Source organism: Aeromicrobium chenweiae (assembly GCF_003065605.1).
GTDB classification, from domain to species: domain Bacteria; phylum Actinomycetota; class Actinomycetes; order Propionibacteriales; family Nocardioidaceae; genus Aeromicrobium; species Aeromicrobium chenweiae.
In genome coordinates this window covers 1,620,974-1,645,461 of record NZ_CP026952.1, presented here as the reverse complement: position 1 = coordinate 1,645,461, position 24,488 = coordinate 1,620,974, and the positions used below count along the sequence as shown (strand labels likewise).

General features: G+C 68.9%; 21 protein-coding genes. 9 read left to right on the top strand and 12 right to left on the bottom strand.

Translation table 11 applies throughout. The features are described 5' to 3' along the window. Positions 1-103: 103 nt before the first annotated feature. Together C3E78_RS07890 and C3E78_RS07880 are read left to right on the top strand one after the other, a co-directional pair. On the top strand, positions 104-1,279 hold the full coding sequence (locus tag C3E78_RS07890) for an HNH endonuclease signature motif containing protein (protein WP_108577769.1): 1,176 nt from the start codon (positions 104-106) through the stop codon (positions 1,277-1,279). Positions 1,280-1,658: 379 nt separating this feature from the next. Beyond that, entirely contained in the window at positions 1,659-3,284 is a 1,626-nt protein-coding gene (locus tag C3E78_RS07880) for a DEAD/DEAH box helicase (protein ID WP_235833719.1), read from the top strand. A 60-nt stretch (positions 3,285-3,344) separates the two neighbouring features. Here C3E78_RS07880 and C3E78_RS07875 read toward each other — a convergent pair whose 3' ends face one another. Then, entirely contained in the window at positions 3,345-3,752 is a 408-nt protein-coding gene (locus C3E78_RS07875) for a hypothetical protein (RefSeq protein WP_135804866.1), read from the bottom strand. A 408-nt stretch (positions 3,753-4,160) separates the two neighbouring features. Next, on the bottom strand, positions 4,161-4,631 hold the full coding sequence (locus C3E78_RS07870) for a GNAT family N-acetyltransferase (protein WP_108580812.1): 471 nt from the start codon (positions 4,629-4,631) through the stop codon (positions 4,161-4,163). Positions 4,632-4,815: 184 nt separating this feature from the next. Here C3E78_RS07870 and C3E78_RS07865 point away from each other — a divergent pair, with 184 nt between their 5' ends. The 4 genes from C3E78_RS07865 (at position 4,816) to C3E78_RS07850 (ending at position 8,051) form a co-directional block, all read left to right on the top strand. Continuing rightward, positions 4,816-5,106 carry a DUF4287 domain-containing protein gene (locus C3E78_RS07865; RefSeq protein ID WP_108577765.1) on the top strand — a complete coding sequence of 97 codons (291 nt, stop codon included), beginning with the start codon at positions 4,816-4,818 and terminating at the stop codon, positions 5,104-5,106. Positions 5,107-5,161: 55 nt separating this feature from the next. Further along, positions 5,162-5,818 (top strand): response regulator transcription factor, encoded by a 657-nt coding sequence (locus C3E78_RS07860; RefSeq protein ID WP_235833718.1) that lies wholly within the window; start codon positions 5,162-5,164, stop codon positions 5,816-5,818. Between the two features lie 201 nt (positions 5,819-6,019). After that, positions 6,020-6,745 carry a GAF and ANTAR domain-containing protein gene (locus C3E78_RS07855; RefSeq protein WP_108577763.1) on the top strand — a complete coding sequence of 242 codons (726 nt, stop codon included), beginning with the start codon at positions 6,020-6,022 and terminating at the stop codon, positions 6,743-6,745. Between the two features lie 538 nt (positions 6,746-7,283). Next, positions 7,284-8,051 carry a M23 family metallopeptidase gene (locus C3E78_RS07850; RefSeq protein WP_199906965.1) on the top strand — a complete coding sequence of 256 codons (768 nt, stop codon included), beginning with the start codon at positions 7,284-7,286 and terminating at the stop codon, positions 8,049-8,051. Here the strand turns inward: C3E78_RS07850 and C3E78_RS07845 are convergent. From C3E78_RS07845 to C3E78_RS07825, 5 genes are read right to left on the bottom strand one after another with little or no spacing between them, the layout of a single operon-like run. Further along, positions 8,041-8,667, bottom strand: coding sequence for a class I SAM-dependent methyltransferase (locus tag C3E78_RS07845; protein WP_108577761.1), 627 nt, complete (start codon positions 8,665-8,667; stop codon positions 8,041-8,043). The genes C3E78_RS07850 and C3E78_RS07845 overlap by 11 nt on opposite strands. Before the next feature lie 15 nt (positions 8,668-8,682). Further along, positions 8,683-9,087: an OsmC family protein gene (locus C3E78_RS07840; RefSeq protein ID WP_108580811.1), complete on the bottom strand. Its 405-nt coding sequence runs from the start codon at positions 9,085-9,087 to the stop codon at positions 8,683-8,685. Between the two features lie 38 nt (positions 9,088-9,125). Beyond that, positions 9,126-9,578 (bottom strand): hypothetical protein, encoded by a 453-nt coding sequence (locus C3E78_RS07835; protein ID WP_108577760.1) that lies wholly within the window; start codon positions 9,576-9,578, stop codon positions 9,126-9,128. Positions 9,579-9,582: 4 nt separating this feature from the next. Then, a complete protein-coding gene (locus C3E78_RS07830) occupies positions 9,583-9,945 on the bottom strand; it encodes a VOC family protein (RefSeq protein WP_108577759.1) in 363 nt (120 codons plus the stop codon). A gap of 37 nt (positions 9,946-9,982) precedes the next feature. Next, a complete protein-coding gene (locus C3E78_RS07825; protein ID WP_108577758.1) occupies positions 9,983-11,029 on the bottom strand; it encodes an aldo/keto reductase in 1,047 nt (348 codons plus the stop codon). A 73-nt stretch (positions 11,030-11,102) separates the two neighbouring features. Between C3E78_RS07825 and C3E78_RS07820 the strand changes: the two genes are divergently transcribed. After that, positions 11,103-11,648, top strand: a complete 546-nt coding sequence (locus C3E78_RS07820; RefSeq protein WP_108577757.1) for a TetR/AcrR family transcriptional regulator — start codon at positions 11,103-11,105, stop codon at positions 11,646-11,648. 34 nt (positions 11,649-11,682) lie between these two features. Here C3E78_RS07820 and C3E78_RS07815 read toward each other — a convergent pair whose 3' ends face one another. Next, positions 11,683-13,683, bottom strand: coding sequence for a hypothetical protein (locus tag C3E78_RS07815; RefSeq protein WP_135804865.1), 2,001 nt, complete (start codon positions 13,681-13,683; stop codon positions 11,683-11,685). Positions 13,684-13,953: 270 nt separating this feature from the next. Here C3E78_RS07815 and C3E78_RS07810 point away from each other — a divergent pair, with 270 nt between their 5' ends. Then, the gene (locus tag C3E78_RS07810; RefSeq protein WP_108577755.1) at positions 13,954-14,865 is read left to right on the top strand and encodes a hypothetical protein; all 912 of its coding nucleotides are present in this window, start codon (positions 13,954-13,956) and stop codon (positions 14,863-14,865) included. Positions 14,866-14,868: 3 nt separating this feature from the next. Here C3E78_RS07810 and C3E78_RS07805 read toward each other — a convergent pair whose 3' ends face one another. Then, a complete protein-coding gene (locus C3E78_RS07805; RefSeq protein WP_108577754.1) occupies positions 14,869-16,548 on the bottom strand; it encodes a formate--tetrahydrofolate ligase in 1,680 nt (559 codons plus the stop codon). Then, positions 16,549-17,106: a cyclodeaminase/cyclohydrolase family protein gene (locus tag C3E78_RS07800; RefSeq protein WP_108577753.1), complete on the bottom strand. Its 558-nt coding sequence runs from the start codon at positions 17,104-17,106 to the stop codon at positions 16,549-16,551. 206 nt (positions 17,107-17,312) lie between these two features. Between C3E78_RS07800 and C3E78_RS07795 the strand changes: the two genes are divergently transcribed. Further along, the gene (locus C3E78_RS07795) at positions 17,313-23,303 is read left to right on the top strand and encodes an alpha-L-rhamnosidase (protein WP_108577752.1); all 5,991 of its coding nucleotides are present in this window, start codon (positions 17,313-17,315) and stop codon (positions 23,301-23,303) included. A 50-nt stretch (positions 23,304-23,353) separates the two neighbouring features. On the opposite strand, the gene C3E78_RS07790 is transcribed toward C3E78_RS07795, so the two are convergent. Next, a complete protein-coding gene (locus C3E78_RS07790; RefSeq protein ID WP_199906964.1) occupies positions 23,354-24,193 on the bottom strand; it encodes an alpha/beta fold hydrolase in 840 nt (279 codons plus the stop codon). Next, the gene (locus C3E78_RS07785; protein WP_235833717.1) at positions 24,190-24,468 is read right to left on the bottom strand and encodes a hypothetical protein; all 279 of its coding nucleotides are present in this window, start codon (positions 24,466-24,468) and stop codon (positions 24,190-24,192) included. Before C3E78_RS07785 ends, C3E78_RS07790 begins: the two co-directional genes overlap by 4 nt. Between the last annotated feature and the right edge of the window lie 20 nt (positions 24,469-24,488).

Here is a 24,488-nt window from a genome sequence, read left to right as displayed (position 1 = left end):
AGGTCAAGGAGGCGCCGGTCGGCATCGAAGCCCCGAGCGAGGCCCCTCATTCGCGCTGCGGTCCCACCAGAAAAGTGTCGGTGGCGACCTCTAGGTTTGAGGTATGGCCACCACGACAGCCCCGACCAGCGAGTCGCTGTCGGACGCCGTACGGCGACAGGCCATGGCCGAGGCGCACACCATCCAGGTGATGGTCGACTACCGCGACGCGGAGATGGCCCGCACCGCGGTGATCGATTCGTCGCTGCGGCGCAAGATCGAACGCTCGGCGATCGCGTTGACCATCGGCGAGGCGACCGGGATGTCCGAGGCGCAGATCCAGCTGCGGCTCTCGATCGCCGACCGGGTCCGCGAGAAGACCCCGCAGGTGTGGGAGGCGTTCGTCGACGGACTGCTCGACTTCTCCCGGGTACGTGACATCAGTGCGGCGATCGAGAAGCTGCACCGCGAGGAGTCCGTGGCCCGGCTCGAGGCCCGGGTGCTCGGTTACGCGGCCGACCACACCGGCACCGAGCTGCGCCAATGGTTGCGGCGGTTCGTCCAGCGGGTCGAGGCCGATCTTGCGGTCGAACGAGCCGAGACCGCACGCAACGACCGGCACGTGGCCGTGGCGCATGGGGACGACTCGATGTCGTGGCTGAACGCCTACCTGCCCTCCCACGAGGCCGCGGCCATCGAGGCCCGGCTGCGCAAGGAAGCCCGCAAGCCCGCCGACCCCGATGACGAGCGCACGGTGGCGCAGCGTGAGGCGGATCTGCTGGTCGGATGGTGCACCGATTCGGACGCCGCCACCTCGGCGATCGACACGAACATCGCCGTCACCGTCGCAGCCGACGTCCTTGCCGGCGCGGCACCCGGGTTCGCAGAGTCCACCGACGGCTGCTGGGCCGTCCCCGCACCGTGGCTGGCCGACGTGATCGCCACCGGTGGCACGTTCTGGCACCGGATCATCGTCGACCCGGTCAGCGATGACGTCCTGGCCCACGAGTACGTCGGGCGATTCGCCCCCGACACCCTCGCTGTGGCGTTGCAGTTCCTCCACGGTGTCTGCCAAGCACCGGGCTGCATGGTGCCGGCCGAACGGTGCGACCTGGACCACCGAATCCCGCACCCTGTTGGCCGGACTACCGGGGACAACATGGGACCCCTGTGTCGAAGACACCACAACCTCAAGGGCCACGGCCTGCTCCACTGGTCCACCAGCCCACCAGCCGAGCTGATCGTCATCGAGCTCTATCCGCCGACACCCGCCGTCGAGATGGAGTACGTCGCAGCCTGACCTCCTGAAGCAGATTTGGGCCGCACCGATGCGTTAGCGTGCCCCCATGAGGACAGCGCTTCGATGGCTCGGCGGGCTGTTCATCGTGTACTTGCTGCTCAAGGCGGCGTGGCGACTCACCGCCGCTGTCGGACAGCGGGACTGGGCAGAGGCCGTCGTAAGCGTCCTCGGGCTGCTGTTCGTCCTCTGGATTTTCGACACCTTCCGGCCGCGCGGACGCACTTGGGCGAGCCAGCTCTGTTCGAGTCGACCATCCCGGTAACGTCCGGGGGTGGCCAGTTCTCGCCGATCCAGCGCTCGTCGACGCAGCGCGTCCCCGCGCCGTGGCGGGACGCGACGGCCAGCCCAGCCCTTGCCGGCCGCCGGGTCGGGTGAGCGGGTGTGGGTGCTCGACGTCCCGTACGGGACACAGGTCGACGGCGCCACGTGGCACCCGGCGGTGAAGACGCATCTGTTCGTGGGGCGCGCCTTGCCTCCGCACCTGGCTGCATACTCCCCCGGGGCGTACACGCTCGGTCGATTCATCGAGAACTCACTGAACCCCGATGATCCGACGCCCAGCCCCGAGCCGACGGGAACCCTCGAGCCGCGGAGGATCCAGTTCGAAGCGGCCGACGCGATCGCCGAACGCGCCGCGGCGGGTGGTCGGCAGTTCCTGCTGGCCGACGAGCCGGGCGTGGGCAAGACGATCTCGGCGGTCCTCGGCGCGACGGCGGTCGGCGACCTCCGCGGCGCGCGACGGGTGCTCGTCGTGGCCGACCGACCCGCGGCGATCACCATCGGTCACTGGTGCCGCACGATCGGGGCGCTGGGCGACGGTGGTCTGGAATGGGTGGTCATCACGTGGGACAGGCTCGAGAAGGTCAAGGACCACACCTGGGACGTGATCATCGCGGACGAGGCTCACGCGCTGCGACGTACGACGACGAAGCGGTGGAAGCACTGGGCGCGGATCTCGGGACACGGGCGGCCGCACGACAAGGCGCCGTTCGTCATCGCGACGACCGCGACGCCCGGGCACACGCCACTGGAGCTGCCATACCTCGCTCCGGCGTATGCGCAGGTGCTCGGCGAGCCGATGCGCGAGTGGACCTCAGCGACGCAACCCGGAGCCGCGTTCGCCTCCGCGCTCGAGCGCCACGGCGTCGGGGTGGAGCATGGCCGCTACGGCGCGACGTGGACCACCGATCCTGCGCGACGCGCGTCGGACCTCAAGCTGGTGCGCGGCTGGCTCGCGGACGAGCGACCTGCGGCGATGCTGCACCGCGCGGCGCCGTGGGGTCCGGTGCCGATCTCCGGCATGCCCGTGGCGCTCACGCCGACGGAGCGGACCGCCTACGAGGCCGAGTGGGGCGAGTTCTGCCGGGAGATGGACATCGCCCGACGCGGCCGCAGCGTCGCGAAGGGCCGGTCGGCGCTGCTGCGCTTCCGGCAGAAGGCCGGACTGATCCGGGTCGACTCGACCGTCGCCTGGATCGCCCAGCAGGTCCAGGCCGAGCGGCAGGTGGCGTGCTCGGTCGAGTTCGTCGCGACCGCCGCCGACCCGATCGCCGACCGACTGCGCGACAGCGGCATCGAGGTCGCCTCGATCTACGGTCGCGACCGGTTCGACGTCGAGGCCGAACGGCTCCGGTTCCAGACCGGACAGGCGAAGGTCTGCGTCTTCACCACGGTCGCCTCGATCAGCCTGCACGCCGGCGAGACCCTGCCGGACGGCCATCAGGCCAGCACCGAGCCCCGCGTCGGGGTCTTCCACCAGGCGCGCTTCTCGGGCATCGCCGGACGGCAGGTGACCGGTCGTACCCACCGCGACCACCAGGTCTCGCCGTGGCACATCGCGTACGCGGAGGGCACGGTCGAGGAACAGGTGGGCAAGGTCATGGTCGAGCGGATCGCTGCAGCCTCCGACACCGCGGGAGGCGACACCACCGGCCTCGCCGAGCTCGCCCAGCTGCTCGGGGCGGACTGGCTGCCGGCCGCGGCACTGACCGACGACGGCGCCTGAACGGTCTCGGCTGCGACGGCGTGGCTCAGCCGCGACCCGGTGACCCTTGGGTCCCAGTTCTTACGGAATCGTCCGTAACCGGGGGTCGTCGCCCACGATCCCCACCCAGGTGTTGGTGACTGCCGAGAACACCTGCGCCTCGGGCCGACCTCGTCGCAGCATCTCCTGAGTCTGGTCGTTCGCGTCCTTCCAACAGCCAAAGACTTCGATCCAGTTCTCCTCACCGATCCAGACATAGACCGTCCGCCGTTCACCCAACGCGATGGCCGGGACATGAGCTACTTCTCCACGTCCGTCGGCGGACGTCGAACAAGGCGTGAATCGGAATGAGCCCCACTCGTTGCTGCGATCCGGCAATGCCCGCGCGCCGTGCTCAAGCATTGCTTCTGCCTGCTGACGCGACCCGGTGATCGCAGCGACCGTCAACGTCTCCTGACCCGCTCCCGTGCCCAGAAAGACGATCCACACCTGGACCTCGTCCTCCGCGATATTTCGAGGCACAATCCTCCGCATTTCAGCGAGTCCCCTGCTGAGCACGCCATGTCACGGCGTTGTCGAGAGGTCTTTCACCAGCCATGTGTCTTTGTCCTTGAGTTGGGTGACCGTGCAAACGTATCTTCTCCGCAGGGGCGCACCGCACGCCGTTTTCGAGTCGACAGCGCCCCTGACCGTGTACGTCGGTCCCCCACCACTGACGTCAGTACGGCTGTCTGCCGCTGAGGGAATCTCTAGTCGTTGCTTCACGAAGTTCTGACATGGGGCCTCTGCAGACGGCCGCTGGTGCGTTTACGCACTGCCCGTATCCCGTCCGGGTCACGCTCGCCAGTTATTGGCTCGAGGCGGGGTGGCGCTGCGGGATGCCGGTTCGCGCGGGCCCTATGCGGTCAGCACATAGACGAGCTCATCGATGCCGTCGTCGGATGCATGCGCCTTCGAGTCCTGCACTCGATCGCGTCGAAACCCGCACTTTTCCAGCACACGGATCGACCCGACGTTGCGCGTCACGACATGGGCGTACAGCGGCCGGATCGACACGTCGTCCACGAACAGGCCCAGCGCCCGGGTCGCGATGCCGCGGCCCCAGAACTCGCGTCCGAACCAGTAGCCAAGCAGCTGCTGCCCGCTGTCCTTCCAGCTGCCGAGGTTGCCCGCCACCGCCCCATCCACGACGACGGTGCGCACGAACAGGGCGTCGTCTCCGCGAAGTCTCGCCCAGCGCGTAGCGAACTCCGCTTTGTCGCGGGCAGGGAACGCCGCCATCTCGACCGCACGCGGATCCGCCTGGTGGTCGAAGAACACCTCGACGTCCCGGTCCTCGACATTCCTGAGACGCACCTCAGGTGTCATGTCGTGCACCTCCTCGACTCGGTCCTCGGGAGCCACCTCCGTCACGCACCCCATCGCCTCAAGGTCCACTTTTCCACGACCCACCGACAAAGATCGCCCCGGAAACGGTGGGTTGGCGTAGCGTTTCAGCCACTGCGACCTGCCTGCAGGCCCCGTCACCAGTCACCGAGAGAAGGGTCAAGCGATGTCTTTCCAGGCCTACCTCGACACCATCGAGAACAAGACGGGGCTGACCCCTCGTCAGCTGCTCGACATCGCCACGAGCCGCGGGTACGACGACCCCGCGGTCAAGGCAGGAACGATCCTCGAATGGTTGAAGTCCGACTACGATCTCGGGCGCGGTCATGGCATGGCGCTGGTCCACGTCATCAAGAAGGGTCCCGAGATCGACGCCAAGCACGTCGGCTCGGCCGGATCTCACCGCGACGAGACTGACACCTTGTGGCTGGACGGTCAGGCGACCAAGCCGACGTGATCGGCGGACGCAACGGACCGTGGGACGGTCGGTCGCTGTGCCTTAGGTTGGAGTGGTGAACTCGAAGACGCCGGTACGCATCTCCATCGTCAACGATTACGACGTGGTGGTTCAGGGTCTCGCACGCATGTTCGAGCCCTTCAAGGACCGGATCCAGGTGGTGGAAGTCTCCACCAACCAGCCAGGCCGTGAACGGGTGGACATCGCGCTCATCGACTCCTTCGCGCAGACGCGGGACATCAACGAGGTGCTGGCTGCCGCCAACGCGGAACGGTATGTCTTCTACAGCTGGAGCCTCAAGCCCGAGCTCATAGAGACCTGGTCGCAGTTCGGAGTCATTGGCTTCCTCGACAAGAGGTTGACGGCGGAGGAGCTCGCCGACGCGCTCGAGCGGATTGCTCGGGGCGAGAGCGGCGTGGTCAGCTCCGACTATCCGTCCTCGGCCGACGCCGACCTCGGGGAGTGGCCCGGTCGCGAGCACGGGTTGAGCGCCCGCGAGTCAGAGGTGCTCGCGCTGATCACGCAGGGCCTGGGCAACGAAGAGATCGCCAGCCGCACCTTCACCAGCATCAACACCGTGAAGACCAACATCCGGACCGCCTACCGCAAGATCGGAGTGGACAGTCGGACGCGGGCAGTTCTCTGGGGTGTCGATCACGGGTTCCGTCCTGACATCATCAAGGCCGCCGCGCCCGACGCGGCGAGCGATTGACGTTTCATCAGCCACACCTCCCAAGAGATATTTCACCCTTAGGGGTGAGGCGTGGGCGCACGGCAACGGCCTACGTTGACGAGGGCGATATGCAGGCGGTCGCAGTTGCAACTGCTTGCCACGCCCGCGCTTTGGACGCCACGGTCCGGCCGAACAAGGGCTCGACGGGGCTATGAAACATCGATCAATTGGAGACAGCACATGCCCGCTGGCACGATGCAGTCCTGCGCGCCCTCAGCGCCAGCGACGGCACTGGAGTCATTGGCTTCCTTGGCCGCAGAGAACATCCCCGGTGTCGACTTCGCCAGCATCACTGTTCACAGCGACGGAGGTTTTCGAACCATCGCTGCCACTGATGAGCTGGCCGACGAGTGCGACCAGCTCCAATATGACGCTGGAGAGGGGCCGTGCGTCGCTGCAGTCACCCGGGAACGCCTGGTACTCGTCAACGACCTGGTCCACGGAGAGGCCTTCAGCCACTACGGCCCGCTCGCGGCTCGCCGCGGTGTCGGGTCCCAGGCCGCCGTCCAGCTCACCCGCACGGATCAGGTCGCCGGGCTCAACCTCTACTCCCGCCAGCCTGGCGCATTCGACGAGCTGACAATTCGCATTGTCGAGCTGTTCGCCTCCTACGGCGCTGTCCTGCTCGGATACGCCCACCAGCTGGAGCACCTGCGCAAGGCTGTCGACTCTCGGCAAGTCATCGGCGCTGCTGTGGGCATCCTCATGGAACGCTACGGAATCGACTGGGACCGCGCCTTCGCCTTTCTTGTGCGCAACTCACAGAATCGCAACGTCAAGCTACGGCTGCTGGCCCAACAGGTCCTGGACGGCACGTTCCGGACCGAGTCCCGAGAGGACCCTCGAACCAGTGCCGGACACGGCATCGTCTCGAGGTTCGCCTCCCACGAAATGGCGGCCGGCTAGACCTCCCCATCTGCTGCCCCAGCACCTGGCGCGGCAGACGCTCTGCCTCACGTCGGCTCGGCCGGATCTCACCGATGAGACTGACACCTTGTGGCTGGACGGTCAGGCGACCAAGCCGACGTGATCGACGGGAGCGAGCATGAAGCAGTCTTGTCGGCGCTAGGACCGTGCTGAGGCGTTTTTTGCTCGATCCCCAGGCGGAAAATGCGGGTGAGTGGTGACGGGAACCACGTTTCAGCACCTCCCGTGAGGGTACAGCGCGCCCACGATGCCGTGCGGGCCATCGAGCACCAGGTTTCAGCTGCAATCACAGGGGATTTCGGCTCGCCGACACCCTGTTCCTCGGGCTGACGCCGCGAAGCCGCCAGTTTGACCGCCGTGGTTAGCGTCGACACGTATGCCTAAAACTCACACAAATCATCAGAAACCGTCGGGGGCCGGAAAGCGGCGGTCACAGAAATCCAGCGGATCCACGGCACAAATCACACGAGGCACTCGTGCTCGCCGTCTGCTCTCAAAGGTCAAGCTCTCTCCTGCCATGATCGGCGCGGTCGCGTTGATCGCGGCAGTCCTGGGGACGTACACGTCAGCCGGGGCGAACGGCACGGATGGCGACCTGACGAGCCTCGGTTACGAGCAGCCTGAGTCGTCCCTGACGACGGATGCACCGGCGGAGGCCGCCGACGACCGGGTCGACGTGAGCCGCGGCGTCGACCGCCCCAAGCTGGAGAAGCAGACGAAGCTGCAGGCCACGCAGCGCGCGCAGGCACTCCGCGAGGTCGACCGCGACATCACGGCAGCAGCCCAGGCGCGCGAGCGGCAGAAGAAGGCCCGCGAGCACGCGAAGAAGGTCCGCGCGCAGCAGAAGAAGGCTCGCGCCGCCCAGAAGGCGAAGAAGCGAAGCACGCAGTGGGTCCTGCCCGTGGCGGGATACACGCTCACCGCCCGGTTCGGGCAGCAGAGCAGCCTGTGGTCGAGCGGCGCCCACACCGGTCTGGACTTCGCGGGACCGTCAGGCACCAAGATCGTGGCAGTGGCTGCCGGAACCGTCACCTCCGCCGGGTACGAGGGGTCGTACGGCAACCGCACAGTCGTCACCCTCCCCAACGGCACAAAGATCTCCTACTGCCACCAGAGCCGCATCGACGCGAACGTCGGCGACAAGGTGCAGCCCGGCGAGACCATCGGCTTCACCGGTTCCACCGGCAACGTCACCGGTCCGCACCTTCACCTGGAGGTCGAGCTGCCCGGGACGGGACAGACGGACCCCGAGCCGGTGCTGCGACAGCACGGCATCACTCCCTGATCCTGGCGCGGTCGCGCTCTCGCGTCGCGATGAGATGTCCCTGCGGTCTTAGCCCTGGATCCTGACGCGCGGCGGCCGTCTCGACGACGAACCCCTCTCGCGCGAGGAGCTGGCCGAGCGCTTCTGCGGTCCAGAAGTACGCCGTCGTCACGGCGTGGCCGAATGGCGTGCCGGCCTCGCCGTCGAAGAACCCCACCAGGACGGACCCTCCCGGGACGAGGACACGCGCGAATTCGCGCACGATCTCGGGCAGACCCTCCGGCGGGGTGTGGATGATCGAGAACCAGGCCAGGATGCCGCCGACCGACCCCGTCGCGACGGGCAACGCGGCGAGATCTCCGACGAGGAAGCCGGCATCCGGGAACCGGTCGCGAGCCGACGTCGCGAGACGGACGGAGGCATCGACGCCGACCACGTCGCGCCGACCACCGCTCGAGAGGACGTCGCTCCAGTGCCCGGGACCGGAGCCGGCATCCAGGATGCGGCCGGCGACCCCGTCAGACCACGAATCGATCGTCACCAGATCCTGCGGCTCCATCTGGCTGACCGACCCGAGCTTGGCGATGTACTCCTCCGCCCGCTCGTCGTATGCGGCGGCGACATCGGCTCGGAGCACTGCCCCAGCCTAAGGTCACTCCACCACCGGCCACGGGCGTCGGGCCACCGTCGTACCGGCCCGAATGGCCTTGGGGACCTCAGCGGCCTCGTCCACCACGGCGTTGAGCCGCGCCAGATCCTCCGCCGTGGCCTCGGTGTCCACGGCCACGGAGTACTCGATGCCCGTCGAGCGCCACTCGTCGTCGAAGCCGCCGTCTGCCTCGACCGCGACTCCCCGGATCTCGATGCCGAGCCGGTGCGCCTCCCGGTAGGTGTCGTTCAGGACGCACAGCGCCACGGACAGATGCAGGACCTGGGCACCGTTGGTGACCGGAGCCGCGACGACCCCGGCATCGGTCCAGGCGTGGTCGAGCACGACGCCGTCGGTGCCTCGCAGACTGCCCGCGGTCGCACGTGTGCCGAGAGGCGAGAGGTCCATGACGAGATTCTTCCCTCGACCGAGCTGGCGGTCCAGGGTCAGCTCCGGGCCGTGACGATCCAGGCTCTCGAGTCGAGCCACACCCCGTCGTCACCGCTGCGGGCCTCGAGATAGCCGCGAAGCCGGGCGAACGCGCGCTCGGCCGTTGCCGTGTCGAGCTTGGTGAGTGCCGGGTCCTGCCAGAGGCTGACCACGGCGTCGAGCGCCGCGGCCGTGTCCGGGCCGTAATAGACGGGCTCGTCCACGTCGATGAAGGTGACGTCGAAGAGCCCGGCTGCGTCCAGCACGTCCTCGGTGGAGGCCGGGTCGGCGAGCGAGAACATCCCTGGTCCGTCGCTGGGCGCCGTGGCGACACCGGGCTGACGGATCGCGGAGACCCACTCGTTGAGATCTCGAAGGCGACGTTGGTGAGCCCCGCCTCGACCGCGGAGGCGCTCGTTGTGGAGCCGAAGCTCGGCGTCGTAGTCGAAGACACCTTTCGGATCGCCCATGCGGTCAGGCTAAGCCCGCGATCAGGTCGAACTCGTTGCCTTCCGGGTCGGCGAGCGTGGTCCAGCGCAGGTCTCCGACGCTCTGTTCAGCGACGATCGTCGCACCGAGCCCGAGGATGCGCTCGAGCTCCCGCGCGGGGTCGGTGGACATCAGGTCGATGTGCAGGCGGTTCTTGACCGTCTTGCTCTCGGGCACCTGGTGGAAGCTGATGCGCGGTCCGCCGCCGTCGGGATCGGCAGCGAGCACGGTGGCGTGCTCGGTGGAGGCGCCGTCGGCGACCCGGCGTCCGAGGACGGCGCCCCAGAACCGGGCGACGCGTTCGGCGTCCCGGGCGTCGTAGGTGATGCCGATGAAGGTCGTGGACATGCGTTCTCCTGGGTGTTCGATCGGTTGGGGTTGATCGTCAGGTGACGGGCACGAGAGGCGACCTGAGCAGCGTGCGGTCGCCGTCGGCGCCGTGGGCCAGCGCCCGTGAGACGTCGTCGTGGGGCGTGCCCAGCTGGGGCGCGCTGACCTCGTCGAGCTGGTGACAGTGCTGCTCGTCGAGCTCCACGTCGAGCGAGCTCAGATATCCCTCGAGGTGGCCGCTGGTGCGGGGGCCGACGATCGGGATCATCGCCGCGCTCCCCCGCGCTGCCCGGTGCCGGAGCCACGCCAAGGAGACCTGGACGGCGGTCGTGCCGATCTCGTCGGCGATCCGGACGACGGCGTCGACGACGGCAGTTCGCTGCGCAGACCGTTCGACGTCGTCGCCGAGACCTGACAGTCGACCGGTCTCGCCCTGGCGGTACTTGCCGGTGAGCAACCCGCCCGCGAGCGGCGAGTACATGATCACGCCCAGGCCGTGGGCTTCCGCCATCGGCAGCAGCTCCCTCTCGGCGGACCGCTCGGCCAGGCTGTACTCCGTCTGGATGCCGACGAGCGGCGCGAGGCCCTGAAGGTCCGCGCGCACCGCGGCACCAGCGGTTCGCCAGGCGGGGAAGTTCGACAGCCCGCCGTGCAGGATCTTGCCGGCCCGGACGAGATCGTCGAACCCGGCCAGGATCTCCTCCAGCGGCGTGGTGCCGTCCGGGAAGTGCGGCATGTAGACGTCCACGTAGTCCGTGCCGAGGCGCCGCAGACTCTCCTCCAGCGATCGGATCATGGTCTTGCGGCTGTTGCCGGTCGTCCCGGGGCGCACCTGATCCTGGCGGGCCCCGCTGTACTTCGTGACGACCACGAAGTCGTCACGGTCCGACCCGAGGAGCGCGCCCAGGATGGTCTCGGCCTCACCGGACTGGTACAGGTTCGAGGTGTCGAACGTCGTGCCCCCGGCGTCGACGAAGGCGTCGAAGATCTGACGGGATCCCTCCCTGCCGGCGCTGGTGGAGCGTGTACCGAAGTTGGCCGTCCCCAGCACGAGCTCGGAGACCCGCAACCCCGTCTTCCGCCCGAATGTCTCGTACCGCATGAATGCTCCCTGGGTGCTCGCTGCCGTATGCTGCTCACACGGTATCAAATAAAACGAAGGGTCATTCACTTTTATGCCGAAGGTCAACCAGGCGCACCTGGACGCGCGACGCCAGCAGATCGTGGACGCCGCGCGTGCACGGTTCACCGAGCACGGCTTCGCCGGCACCTCGATGGCCGACGTGGTCGCGGAGGCGGGACTCTCGACGGGTGCGATCTACCGCTACTTCTCCAGCAAGGACGACCTGGTCATCGCCGTGTGCGAACAAGGCAGCAGTGCGTTCCCGAACGACCTGACGGACGACGCCATCCACGACTTCCTCGAGCACGTGCGACAGCTCGCCAAGGAGAAGGGCCATGCCCGGCTCACCGCCCAGATCTACGCCGAGGCCGCCCTGTCCCCCGCGCTGGCCGAGGTCGTGCGCGACCAGCTCGCAGGCCTGCGCAGCAAGGTGATCGAGCTGCTGCCGGAAGTCCCCAACGCCCAGGCCACGGACGCCGCCGAGGCCTTCGTCGCGATCTGCGTCGGCTACAGCCAGCAGCTGGCCGTCCGCGGTGACGTGGACCCCGCTCCTTTCGCCGCCGCGCTCGCGAGGACGGTCAGCGCTGGGCGGACATGATCCTGTCTTCCGACTGCAGACCCGACCCGGTCGCTCAACGGACCTTGAGCAGGATGCGGCTCTTCGGAACGGTCACCCACTGAGGTCCTTCGAATCTCACCTCGAGATCCCGCAGTCCGTTCTTGATGCGTCGAAGAGGAACGGTGACCTTTCCGCGACGCATCGTTGCCTTGACCATCCGGCCGGTACCGAGGTGGTCGCGCACCTTCACTGTGCCCTTCATCTTCGCCTGGCTGATGCCGGTTGGTGCGGCGATCCTGACACGGAGAAGGCTGGAGCGGCGTCCTGTAGCGGCTCTGAGCTTCATGCGAGCCACCGGCTTCTTGACCGTCCGAGGGCGTGACTCAGCGACGCGTGTTGGCTGACCTGTGCGTGATCCGGTGATCCTCAACGACACCTGACGGCCGACGTCGGCAGATCTCAACCGGTACGTGGAGCCGGTCTGGCCAGCTATGGGAGAACCGTCGCGGAGCCATTGCCGACGGAAGGTCAGGCCCGTCATCGACCACGTGCCGGACGACGTCGCCGTGAGGCTGCGGCCGTAGACGGGCGTTCCCCCGGTACCAGGAGCGAGCATCGGACGAAGGAGCGGACGCAGGTAGGTGTCGGGCAGGAGCGTTGCCTCAGGGTTTTCCAGGTCTGGCACGAACGACGGTGCGGTCGCCCGCGACGTGCCGCCACCGATCCATGTGTCCGGATAGCGTCCGGCGGCATCGATGACGCGAAACTTGTAGGGCTGGACGAGCAGCTGCCAGAACGCGTAGTAGTCGTACTGGTTCGGCGTCTCGCGGGCGACGATCTCGTCCGGACCGGTGCCCGTGTGAACCTCGATCATCAATCCTGGGATCGGCCGACCGTTCTGGTTCCGCACGTTCGCTTCCATCTTGCCGGTGGGCCGGAGCTCGACGTCCTGCGTCACCGTCGTGTCCGGCTCGACGTGAATGACGGTGGCCGAGGCGAACGATCGCCCACCTGCCCACTCAGATCCGCCGAGGCGGATCTTGTAGTTGCCCGGACGCACACGTCCGAACGTGTAGGTGCGGTCATCCTTGAAGTAGGTGTCGTACAGCTCCATCTCTTCATGAAGGGAGTCCACGAGCTGCACGCGGTATCGCTCCGGATCGAGCCCCGGACCCGAGACGGACCCCCTGACCTGCCCGGGCGCCGGCTCGACAGACGGTTCCACATAGGGCGGCACCCCGTCACGGCGTTTCATCGAGATGCCGTGAGTCTCGTTCGCTTGAAGATAGGCAGATGTCACCGGCTTGGCGCTGTGGAAGCTCTTGCCGCCGAGCCAGGTCGATTCCAGACGTCCCGATGGATCGATGGCGCGCAGCTTGTACCGATGGTCGGGGCTGAAGCCGTAGAGGTAGTACTGCCCCTCGCGACCGCTGGCAGCCTGGTCCACGACCTCCGTGGGATCGTCGGCAGCGTACGCGAGCACGCGGACGCCACCCAGCGGCACGTTGCCGCGGATCACCTGGGTCAGCCTGGCGGGAGGCTTCACCGCCAGCGTCTCCCCCGGCTTGACCGTGTAGACCTTCGCGCTGTCGAAGGACCTGCCGCCGAACCAGCCGTTCATGCCGAGCGCGATCTTGTATCGCCCGGGCGCGAGCGGGAATTGGGAGACGTCCCCGTTCGTCGCGACCCCGAAAACGATGACGGCACGGTCAGGATCGTCCGCGGCCCAGACGCTGAATGCGCCCTGATCGCTCTTCGGATCGACGATGTCGATGTGCCCCACATCCTCCGCCATGACGACGTGCTGCACCGGGGCTGCGGCGGTGCGCCCAGGTACGACGGAGATGGAGGACGATGAGTACCAGCTCAGCGGATGTTCGCTGCGGAAGTCCGGTGTCCAGGTGATGCCCTGGCCCCCGACCCGCACTATGTGGCTACCGGGGACGACGTCATCGAATCGGTAGGTGCCGTCCGGCGCCACCGCTGCGAGCCGCCCCTCTTCGTCGGTCGGTCCCGTCAACAAGTACACGTACGCTCGTTTGACCGCAGCCGGGTCCCCAGTCACGACGCCCACGACGGACCCCTTGCTCGGGTCATCGACGGCGGCACTCGTCGCCCCTGGGAGGCTCACCGTCAGGAGTACGAAGGCCAGCAGACAGACCACGCGTTTCATCGGCGCTCCAGTGGGTGCAAGATCACGACCGCGGAAGCTGCTCGACCACGGAGTGACACCAGTAGACAGTCCGTCACACTCGTGCGCAACCGTTCTGAAGCCCTGTGACCACAGGCGCACCGCCTGTTCATGCGGGCGATTCGGCGCCGGCCCTCGGGGCACACCGGTGAGATGAGCGACCGCGAGTTCACCGCGACGTTCTTCGCGCTGCGCGTCGGCCTGGTCTTCGCCGCGCTCCTCGTGATGCTGGCACCGGCCCTCGTCCTGATCGTGCAGGGCGAGCTCTTGCCGACGATCTCGGACTCCTGGTGGACGGACGCGCGCACGGTCTTCGTGGTCGGGGCGTCGGCCGCGTCGTGCCTGCTCGTCGTGGTGCGAGGCGACACGCTGACCGAGCAGACCCTGCTGAACCTGGCCGGCGCGCTCGGCTTCATCGTCGCCTCCGTCGCCTGTGTGCCCCGCGCCGAGAACGGCAGACCGGTTGCCGTGTACGACCCCGACGTCGCGCAGCTCAACACGTTCGCGCTGGGCGGCCTGCTCATCATCGGGTTCCTGGTGTGGGCGGTCGCAGCCCGCCTCCCCGTCGAGATGCGCAGCTGGAGCTGGCACGTCGACGGGTGGCCCCGCCGCATCCTGACCGGTGCACTCCCCGCGTTCCTCGCGGTGGGCGCCGTGGCGTTCGTGGTCGCCCGCGACGCCCTGGCCACGCGCGCGCACAGCCCGGCGGCGGTCGCGATGTTCGCCCTGCTCGGCCTGGTCGCGATGCTGCGCACGTCCCGTGGTGTCCACTTCCTGCAGCGCATCGGGGACGCCCCTGTGGAGCGGTCGCTGACGTCGGTGCGCCTCGACCCCGGGCCCGACACGGCGGCGTCGCTGAAGCGGTTCGACACCCTCTACACGGCCGTGGCGGTGGCAATGCTCGCCGTCGACGTGATCGCGGTCGTCCTGTTCCTGGCGGTCGAGAAGCCCGGCTGGTTGTTGTTCGTCGAGGCGGCGCTGCTGATCCTGTTCATGATCTTCTGGGCAGCACAGACGCGGGAGGCGTGGCTCGAGCTGAGGCGCCGGGCCGCCCACCCCGGCTGACGGTCAGGACAGGCCGACGATCGTGCCGTCGTCGAGCAGGTCGATGCGGGAGGCAGCGGGCGTGGCTGGTAACCCGGGCATCGTCATGACGTCCCCGCACACGAGGACCACGAAGCCCGCCCCGGCGGAGAGCCGGACCTCGCGGACGTGCAGGTCGTGGCCGGTCGGCGCCCCGAGCAGCGTGGGGTCCGTCGAGAAGGAGTACTGGGTCTTGGCGACGCAGACCGGGAGGTTCCCGTACCCGTCTGCTTCCAGCCGGTTCAGCCGCCTCATGGCCTTGCCGTCCCAGGTCACGCTGGAGGCTCCGTAGAGTCGATGGGCGAGCGTCTCCGCCTTCTCCTTGAGCGGGAGCTCGTCGGGATAGGTGAACGAGAAGGTCGACGGCCCCGAGCTCTCGAGCAGGTCCAGCACGCCCTTCGCCAGGTCGGTCGCGCCCGTGCCGCCGTCGACGAAGTGAGTGGCCGGATACGCCCGGACCCCCAGCTCGTCCACCAGCTCCACGACCCGGGCCACCTCGGCATCGGTGTCGGTCGGGAACCGGTTGAGCGCGACCACGCACGGGATCCCGTAGACCTCACGGACGTTGCGCAGGTGTCGGGAGAGGTTCTCCATGCCGCGCTCGACGGCATCGAGGTCCTCCGTGGCGAGGTCGGACACCGCCACCCCGCCGTGGAACTTGAGTGCCCGGACGGTGGCCACCACGACCGCGGCGTCCGGACGCAGGCCGGACTTGCGGCACTTGATGTCGACGAACTTCTCCGCGCCGAGGTCCGCTCCGAAGCCGGCCTCGGTGACGACGTAGTCTGCCATCCGCAGCGCTCCGCGGGTGGCGATGACCGAGCTGCAGCCGTGGGCGATGTTCGCGAACGGTCCCCCGTGCACGAACGCCGGGGTGTGCTCCAGCGTCTGCACCAGGTTGGGGGCCAGCGCGTCCCGCAGCAGCACCGCCATCGCCCCGTCGGCCTCGAGCTCGCGGGCGGTGATCGGTTTCTTGTCCCGGGTGTGACCGATGACGATGTCGCCGATGCGGCGCTTGAGGTCGGCCCACGACTCGGTCAGGCAGAAGATCGCCATCAGCTCGGAGGCCACCACGATGTCGAAACCGTCCTCGCGCGGGTAGCCGTTCGCCAGGCCGCCGAGCCCGACCGTGACGTCGCGGAGTGCCCGGTCGTTGAGGTCGACCACCCGCTTCCAGTCCACCGACCGAACGTCGATGCCCAGCGCGTTGCCGTGATGGATGTGATTGTCGATCAGCGCCGCCAGCAGGTTGTTCGCCGCCGCGATCGCGGCGAAGTCCCCCGTGAAGTGCAGGTTGATGTCGCTCATCGGCACGACCTGCGACCAGCCGCCGCCGGCCGCGCCGCCCTTCATGCCGAACACCGGCCCCATCGACGGCTCACGCAGGCACGCCATCGTCTTCAGCCCCAGCCCGCGCAACGCGTCGGCCAGCCCGACCGTGGTGGTGGTCTTGCCCTCGCCCGCCGGTGTCGGCGACATCGCCGTCATCAGGACCAGCTTGCCGAGCGGCCGGTCCTCGAGCGACTGGAGGTAGCCCAGATCGACCTTCGCCTTGTGGTGCCCGTACGGCACGAGGTGGACGGGCTCGATCCCCAGCTCGTCCTGCGCGACCTCGCCGATCGGGCGAAGCTCAGCGGCGTTCGCGATCTCGATGTCCGACAGCACTCAGATCCTCTCCTTCGTGACGCCCATGCGCCGCAGTAGTCGCGAGCGGGACTCCGAGTCCGGCAACCCGCCGACGTTGGACTCCACGTTCATCCGCGCGATGGCCGACCCGGCCCGGGCCACCTCGCCGGCCGCGACCAGGTCGGACCGCAGGCCGGGCCTCGCGGCGGGACGCAGCAGATCGATCAGCACCAGCACCTCGATCACGGTCTCCACGACCTGCGCCTGGGGCTCGGACGCCCCCAGGAGGGCCTGGTCGATCGCGGCCTGCCGGTCCTCATCGGCCCCCGCGCCCCGGGGACGAGCCCACGCGGCGGCCACCGCCGCGAAGGCGCGTTCGTCGTCGGCCACCAGCTGCTGGGCCTGAGCGACGAGGCGCTCGGCGCGGTCGACCAGCGCGGGGGCATCGCAGTAGCGCGCCACCATCGCCACCAGCGCCGCGGCCTGGGCGGCACACAACGCCGCGACCGAGCCGCCCGCCGGGGTCGGGGTCCGGGCGCCGAGACGCTCCAGGAAGTCACTGACCGTCCTGGCGTCAACGTCAGCGTCGCGCACCATGAGCCCACGCTAGTACCGTCCGCGCCGGCCACAACCCGACTCGGGCCACCGTTTCAGCGCCTGGCGCCTTTCGCCGGCTTCGCCCGCGCCCGTTCGACTGCCGGACCCATGTGGCCGGAACAAGACATCTTGTTGCGCACCCGTCGTCGGCGCCGCTAGCATGACGGCCGTCACACTCGTTGAATCGATTCAGTCAGGGTCCCTTCATGACGCCGCACGCTCCACCTCCCCGTCACCTCACCCGCCTCAGGGCCCAGCTGATCGTCATCGTGACGGTCCTGGGCGTGATGTTCGCCGGGTCCCCAGCCATGGCCGCCCCCGAGCCGAGTGGGCCGTCCGCGGTCACGCTGGACTCCCTCAAGGTGGAGCGCAAGACCCAGCCCGTCGGCATCGACGTCAAGGCACCACGTTTCGCATGGCAGATCGAGTCGTCGGAGCGCGACGTGCGGCAGGAGTCCTACCGCGTCCGCGTGACGAAGGACGACAAGAGCGTGTGGGACAGCGGGGTCGTCGACTCCGAGCGTTCCTTCGACGTGGCGTACGACGGACCGGCCCTCGAGGCGGCGAGCCGCTACGACTGGACCGTCGACGTCGTGACCACGGCCGGCGAGACGACCAAGTCGTCGTCCTTCCGCACCGGTCTCATGAACGCCAAGGACTGGGGCGACAGCACGTGGATCGGCGCGACCTCGCCGGTTGACGACGCACTCGCGCTCTGGGACAACTACACGGCCGACTTCGACTTCACGATCGACGCCTTCTCCTTCGGTGCGTTCGTCCGGGCACCCTCGGCCAGCGACGCCCTCATGTGGCAGGTCTCGGTCGCCGACGGCACCCCGCGCCTGCGTCCCCACCGCCGTGTGGGCGGTGGCTACAGCCTGCTGGAGAACCCCGGCATCGACCTGTCCCGCTTCGTGACGGTCGACCAGCTCACCAAGCAGTCGAACAAGCTCAGCGTGACGGTCTCGGCCGGCACGGACGCCACGAGCGTCACGGTCGTCACCCGCCTCAACGGCCAGCAGGTCGACTCGCGCGTCGTCACCCAGGCGGGCACGATGCAGCGTGGATTCGTCGGCCTGCGGTCCGACAACAACGGCAGCCAGCCGGAACGCTCCCGGTTGCACGCCCTCACCGTCACCAGGACCGCCGACGGCACCGTCCTGGCCAAGCACGACTTCGCCGACGGCGACAACCCGTTCACCGCGGGCACCATCGTGGACGGATCGCTGCAGCTGTCCGGATCGGTCGACACCGTGCTGTCCCCGAAGCCCGCCGCCGCGCCGCTGATGCGCAAGGAGTTCACGGTCGACAAGCCCGTGCGCAACGCCACCTACTACGTCGCTGCCGGCGGGTACGCCGACGTCTCCCTGAACGGCGCCCCCATCAGCAAGGACGTCCTCTCGCCCGGCTTCACCGACTACGACGACCGTGTCCAGTACGCGGCGACCGACGTCACCAAGCAGCTCCACGAGGGCCGCAATGCCCTCGGCATGGAGCTGGGACGCGGATTCTTCGGCATGACCGGCGGCAACGTGTGGCGCTGGGAGTCGCCGCCGTGGCACGCCGAGCCGCGGGCACGCGGCCTCCTCGCGATCGAGTACGCCGACGGCAGCACCGACCGCGTCGTCACCGACGACTCGTGGACGTTCCACGAGGGGCCGACCCAGTTCGACGACCTGTACGCCGGTGAGGTCTACCGCGCATCCGCTGAGATCCCCGGCTGGGACGTCGACGGCTTCGACGACTCCTCCTGGCGATCCGTCCGGGAGGTGACCGGGCCCAAGGGCACGCTGGTCAACCAGCGCCAGCAGCCCATCCGGATCACCGAGGCGCTGCCGGCCGCGAGCATGACCGAGCCGGCCAAGGGCGTCTACGTCATCAAGTTCCCCCGCGTCATCGCCGGTGTCGTCGAGTACACCGTGACCGGACCGGCGGGCACCACGATCCGGGCCGCGCACGGCGAGAAGCTCCGCGCCAACGGCCGGGTCAACATGGACAACAACGGCGGGTTCCAGTCCGGGTTCCAGACCGACCAGTTCATCCTCGCCGGCACCGGCAAGCCCGAGACCTGGACGCCGAAGTTCTCCTACAAGGGGTTCCAGTACATCGAGGTCACCGGCTGGCCCGGCGACAAGGCGCCGCCGCTCAGCGCGTTCACCGCGAAGCTGCTGCACACCGATGCCGAGCGCACGGGCAGCTTCGAGAGCTCCAGCGCGACCATGAACGGCACCCATGACGCCGTCGTGAACACGCTCTACAACAACATCCACGGCATCGTCACCGACACCCCGATGTTCGAGAAGAACGGCTGGACCGGCGACGCAGCGGTCGGCACCGAGATGTTCATCAGGAACCTCGACGTCCACGAGCTGTTCGCCAAGTGGATGACCGACATCCAGGACTCGCGCGAGCCGAACGGTGCCCCGATGGTCATCGCGCCGAGCTCGGGCAACTGGGGCGCGTGGGGCCCGTCGCAGCCCTGGCACTCCGCGTACGTCAACATCCCGTGGTGGCTGTACCAGTACGGCGGCGACGACCAGGTCATGACCGAGCTCTACGACGGCATGAAGGCGTACGTCGACCTCGAGTTCGGACGCCGGCGCGCCGACGGCACCGTCATCAGCAACCGTCTCGGTGACTGGGTCAGCCCCGAGGGCAGTCCGGCCGGCGGACACGCACCCGGCGAGGACCAGCGCGTCGAGGGCACCGCGTACCTCTACATGATGTTCCAGACGATGGAGCGCACCGCGCGCCACCTCGGCAAGACTGCCGACGCGTCCCGGTTCGCTGAGCGCGCGCAGACGGTCAAGACCGACTTCAACAAGGCCTACTTCGACAGCGCCGACGATCGCTATCGCGGCGAGGGCGACGACGGCAAGCGCTACCGCCAGGTCCACAACGTCCTCGCGCTCCAGTTCGGCCTGACCCCGGACGCCGCCACGACCAAGCGCGTGGCGGACCGCCTCGCGGCGGACGTGGTCAAGCGGGACTACCACCTGGACACCGGGACCCTCGGCACCAAGTACCTGCTGCCGGTGCTGACGAAGTACGGCCACGGCGACGTCGCGTACAAGCTGGCGACCCAGACCACGTACCCGAGCTGGGGCTACAAGCTCGCCAACGGCGCCACGTCGATGTGGGAGCACTGGAGCCTCGAGGCCCGTTCGCTGGGTCACTACTTCCTCGGCACCGTCGACGACTGGTTCTACACCGATGTGGCGGGCATCCGCCCCTCGGAGGAGAAGGGCTACCGCGAGGTGACGATCGCGCCGCAGGTCACGGGAGAGATGACCTGGGCCAAGGCGACGACACAGACCCCGTACGGCGCGGTCACGTCGGACTGGCGACGCAGCGGCCGCAGCGTGCTGCTGACCGCCAAGGTCCCCGTCGGCTCCACGGCCACCGTCGTGCTGCCCGGCGAGGTGGGATCGACGATCCTGGAGGCCGGCATGCCGGCTGCAGACGCCGCCGGCGTCCGGAAGGCGACCTACGCCGACGGCAGCTGGACGCTGACGGTCGGCTCGGGCAGCTACGACTTCCGAGTCATGCCGCAGGCGGACCCCGAGCGCGACGTCGAGGCGTCGCTCTCGACCGCGAAGGACCAGGTCAACCGGGGCGACTCGGCGACCGGCAAGCTGACGATCGACAACTTCAGCCCCGTCGACGTGAGCGACGTGACCGTCAAGGTCAGCGGCGACTCGCTCCGCTTCACGAAGGACGAGTTCACCGTCGGCCGCCTGTCGGGTGACTCCTCGACGTCCGTGGACCTCGAGGCCGAGGTGGCCCAGAAGTCCCCCATGGGTGCCCGCGACGTCACCGTCACGGTCTCCTTCAGCGCCGACGGACAGCAGTACTCGGTCACCGAGAAGCTGCCGTGGATCACCGTCGTGTCCGGCGTCGACATCGAGCAGGTGGTCGCGGGTGGTCTCACCGACCCGGACGGACTGACCACGACCGAGATCACGGCCGAGGTCACGAACTCCACCTCGCACCCCGTCAGTGGCCGGCTCGTCGCCGACCGCGCCGGCTGGGCGACGAAGGCGTCCAAGTCGGTCACGATCCCGGCCGGCGGGAGCGTGCAGGTCACGGCGACGGTGACGCCCCGGCGTCATGTCGTCACACCGAGCACCGCGTTCGACGTGGTCTTCGTCGACGACGACGTCGAGCTCGCTCGTGAGGGGGCGCGCGTCGCGGCCTCGCTGACCACGCCGCCTGCCGCGTCCGTCGACCACGTCGACTTCGGCAACAACGCGTCGGAGACCGCGCACGCCCTCCAGGCGGCGTCGACCAGCGGCACGAGCTCGGAGGCCGGACTGACCCGGCGCTACGCGCACTCGCAGTACCCCGGCTCGTGGTTCTCCGCCGAGGTCGTCGTCCCGAAGGGCCAGGCGTTCGCCCTGCGCCTGCGCGAGACGTTCGACGGCGCCAAGACCAAGGAGTTCAACCTGTACGCCGACGACGTCCTCGTCGGACGGTACGAGGTGCCGCGGACCCAGACCGGCAACGGCTGGCTCGCGCACCAGATCATCGTCGACGACCCGGCGGTCATGGCCGCCACGGCCGACGGCAAGGCGCGCCTGAAGTTCGAGTTCCCCAAGGACGCCAGGGCCGGCAACTTCGACCCGTCGATCGCCGACGCCTGGGTCATCGAGGTGCCGAGCGCCGACGGTCCGGCCGTGAAGGCCGAGGTGTCCAAGGCCGGCCAGGACGGCTGGCACGGAGCGGGTGCGGCGCTGACGCTGTCCAGCCAGGACGGTGCGACCATCCGCTACCGCGTCGGCACGGGCGCCTGGACCGACTACACCGCCGCGGTGCCGCTGGCCGAGGGCTCGGGCACGGTCGAGTTCCAGGCCCGCGCCTCTGACGGCCTGCTCGGTCCGATCGGCGTCCTGACGCCGAAGGTCGACACGACCAAGCCGCTGGCGTCCGCGTCGGTGGACGAGGACCGCACGGTCACGATCACCGGCGAGGACCTGCTGTCCGGTGTGTCGACGATCGAGTACCGCGTCGACAAGGGTGACTGGCAGGTCTACGCCAAGCCGTTCGCCCTGAACGGCTCCGCCCACCAGGTCACGTACCGCGCCACCGACCTCGCCGGCAACGTCGGCGACGAGCAGGTGCTGGACGTCCCCGCGGGGCCGCTCGAGGCGGTCGTCACGGCCGACGTCTCGAAGGCCGGCAAGGACGGCTGGCACGGTGCCGGGGCGACGATGACCCTGACGGCCGCCGCGGCCGACGACGAGGAGGACGTCACGATCCGCTACCGGGTCGACGGCGGTTCCTGGTCCGAGTACACCGGCCCGGTCGAGCTGGACGAGGGACTCGCTCTCGTCGAGTACCAGGCGGTCAGCGGCGACCGCACCGGCGTCATCGGGTCGACAGCGGTCAAGGTCGACGCGACCGTGCCCGCGGTCAAGGTCGTCGTGGACGACACCCGTCAGCTGTCCCTCGCCGCCACCGACGCCCTGTCGGGCGTCGACACGGTCGAGTACCGCGTGGCCGGCGGCGAGTGGGCGACGTACACCGCGCCCGTCAGCCTGTCCAAGGCTGCGCAGACCGTCGCGTACCGCGCGACCGACCTGGCCGGCAACACCAGTGCGGTCAGGACGGTGGACGTCACCGCGGCGCCGGCCCCGGTGCCGGGACCCGCGCCGCGGGTCAAGAAGGCGCCCGTCGTCAAGGGCACCCTCAAGGCCGGTCGGGTGCTCAGGACGACAAAGGGTGCGTGGGACCTGAAGGGTCTGACGTACAGCCGCCAGTGGATGCGCAACGGTCGCGCGATCTCCGGAGCCACCGCGACGACGTACCGACTGCGCACGACTGACGTGGGTGCTCGGATCAGCGTCAAGGTGACGGCCGCGAAGTCGGGCCACCGGAACGGCTCGGCCACGACGGCTCGCACCGGCAAGATCCGCGCGGCGTCCAGCCGGACGGCACTGAAGGCCAACCGCCGCACGCTCGCCCCCGGGCAGCGTCTGAAGGTGACCACGACGGTGACCTCCCCCGGTCTGCGACCGGGAGGCCGGGTGCAGTTCTACTACCGCGGCAAGAAGGTCCGGACCGTGACGCTCAAGAACGGCAAGGTCACCACGTCCTTCCGTCCCCGGGTGCGCGGGAAGCACACGCTGAAGGCCGTCTACCGCGGCGTCAAGGGCATCGACGGCAGCCGGAAGTCGGTGACCATCCGCATCCGCTGACGCCGAGCCGAAGGGGCCGGGTGGACACGTCCACCCGGCCCCTTCGTGCGTCACGAGGCGTGCTGGATCCTCGCGAGCCAGTCGGCGATCAGGGCTGAGCACAGGCCGGACTGCTCGAAGAGGATGTTGTGACCGGCTGCGTCCAGCACGGCGAACGACGCGCGGGGGTAGTGGGCGAGGTGGCTCCAGGCGTCGTCGTAGCCCACGACGTCGTCCTGCCGGCCGGTGACGTGCAGGGTGGGTTGCAGGAACGGATCGGGGTGGGCGTCCTCGGGCTCGCGGTCCAACGAGTAGCGCTCGGCGATGCGCTCCAGGGCGGCCTCGTCGGCGCCGGTGAGGCCGGGCAGGACGTGCGCCAGGAAGGCCCGGGCGTCGTCCGCCGACTCCACCACGGCGTCGTCCCGGTACTGCTCGAGCGCCGAGCCCAGCAGCGGCACGACGTCGGGATCCTCGCTCAACACCGTCCTGGGCGGCACGGCCCGCTCGTCGTGCGGGGCGACGAAGACGCCGGCCACGGTAGCGAGCCCCAGCACCTGCGGGCGCAACTCGTGCGCGACGTACCGGGCGATCATCCCGCCGAACGAGTTGCCCACGACGGCGAACTTCTCGTCACCGACCCGCGCCACGACCTCCTCGACCACCGCGTCCGCGACCTGCTGGGAGCTGCTGATCCCGTCGGCCGGCGTCCGGGTCGCACCGGGGAGATCGAGGTAGATCCGCCGCCACTCCCCCGAGCGCTCGAACGTCCGCTCGAGCGGCAGCAGGCTCCGGTGGTCCAGGCCGAATCCGTGCAGGAGGACGACGGGGGCACCAGAACCTGCTTCATGGGCGAACACGATGCGAAGGTACAGCAGCGCGTACGCCGACGGCTCCACGTCGACGGCCCTCACCCGGGACCGTGCAGCCGCGCCCGGTTCTCCTGGGCCCGGCGGTGCAGGACCGCCCGCTCGCTCTCGTTCCTGGTGCGCGTGGCCGCCTCGGCGAATGCCGCGCTCGCTTGCTCGTGCCGTCCGGCCCGCTCGAGCAGGTCCCCGCGCACGCTCGGCAGCAGCGGCGAGTCGCCGAGCGCGCCTGCATCGAGGGCATCGAGCACAGCCAGCCCGGCGGCCGGGCCGAAGGCGCAGCTGGCCCGCAGGACTGGAGTCCGTCCCTTCAGCCGCGTCAACGACGTCTGCTCGCTAGGCC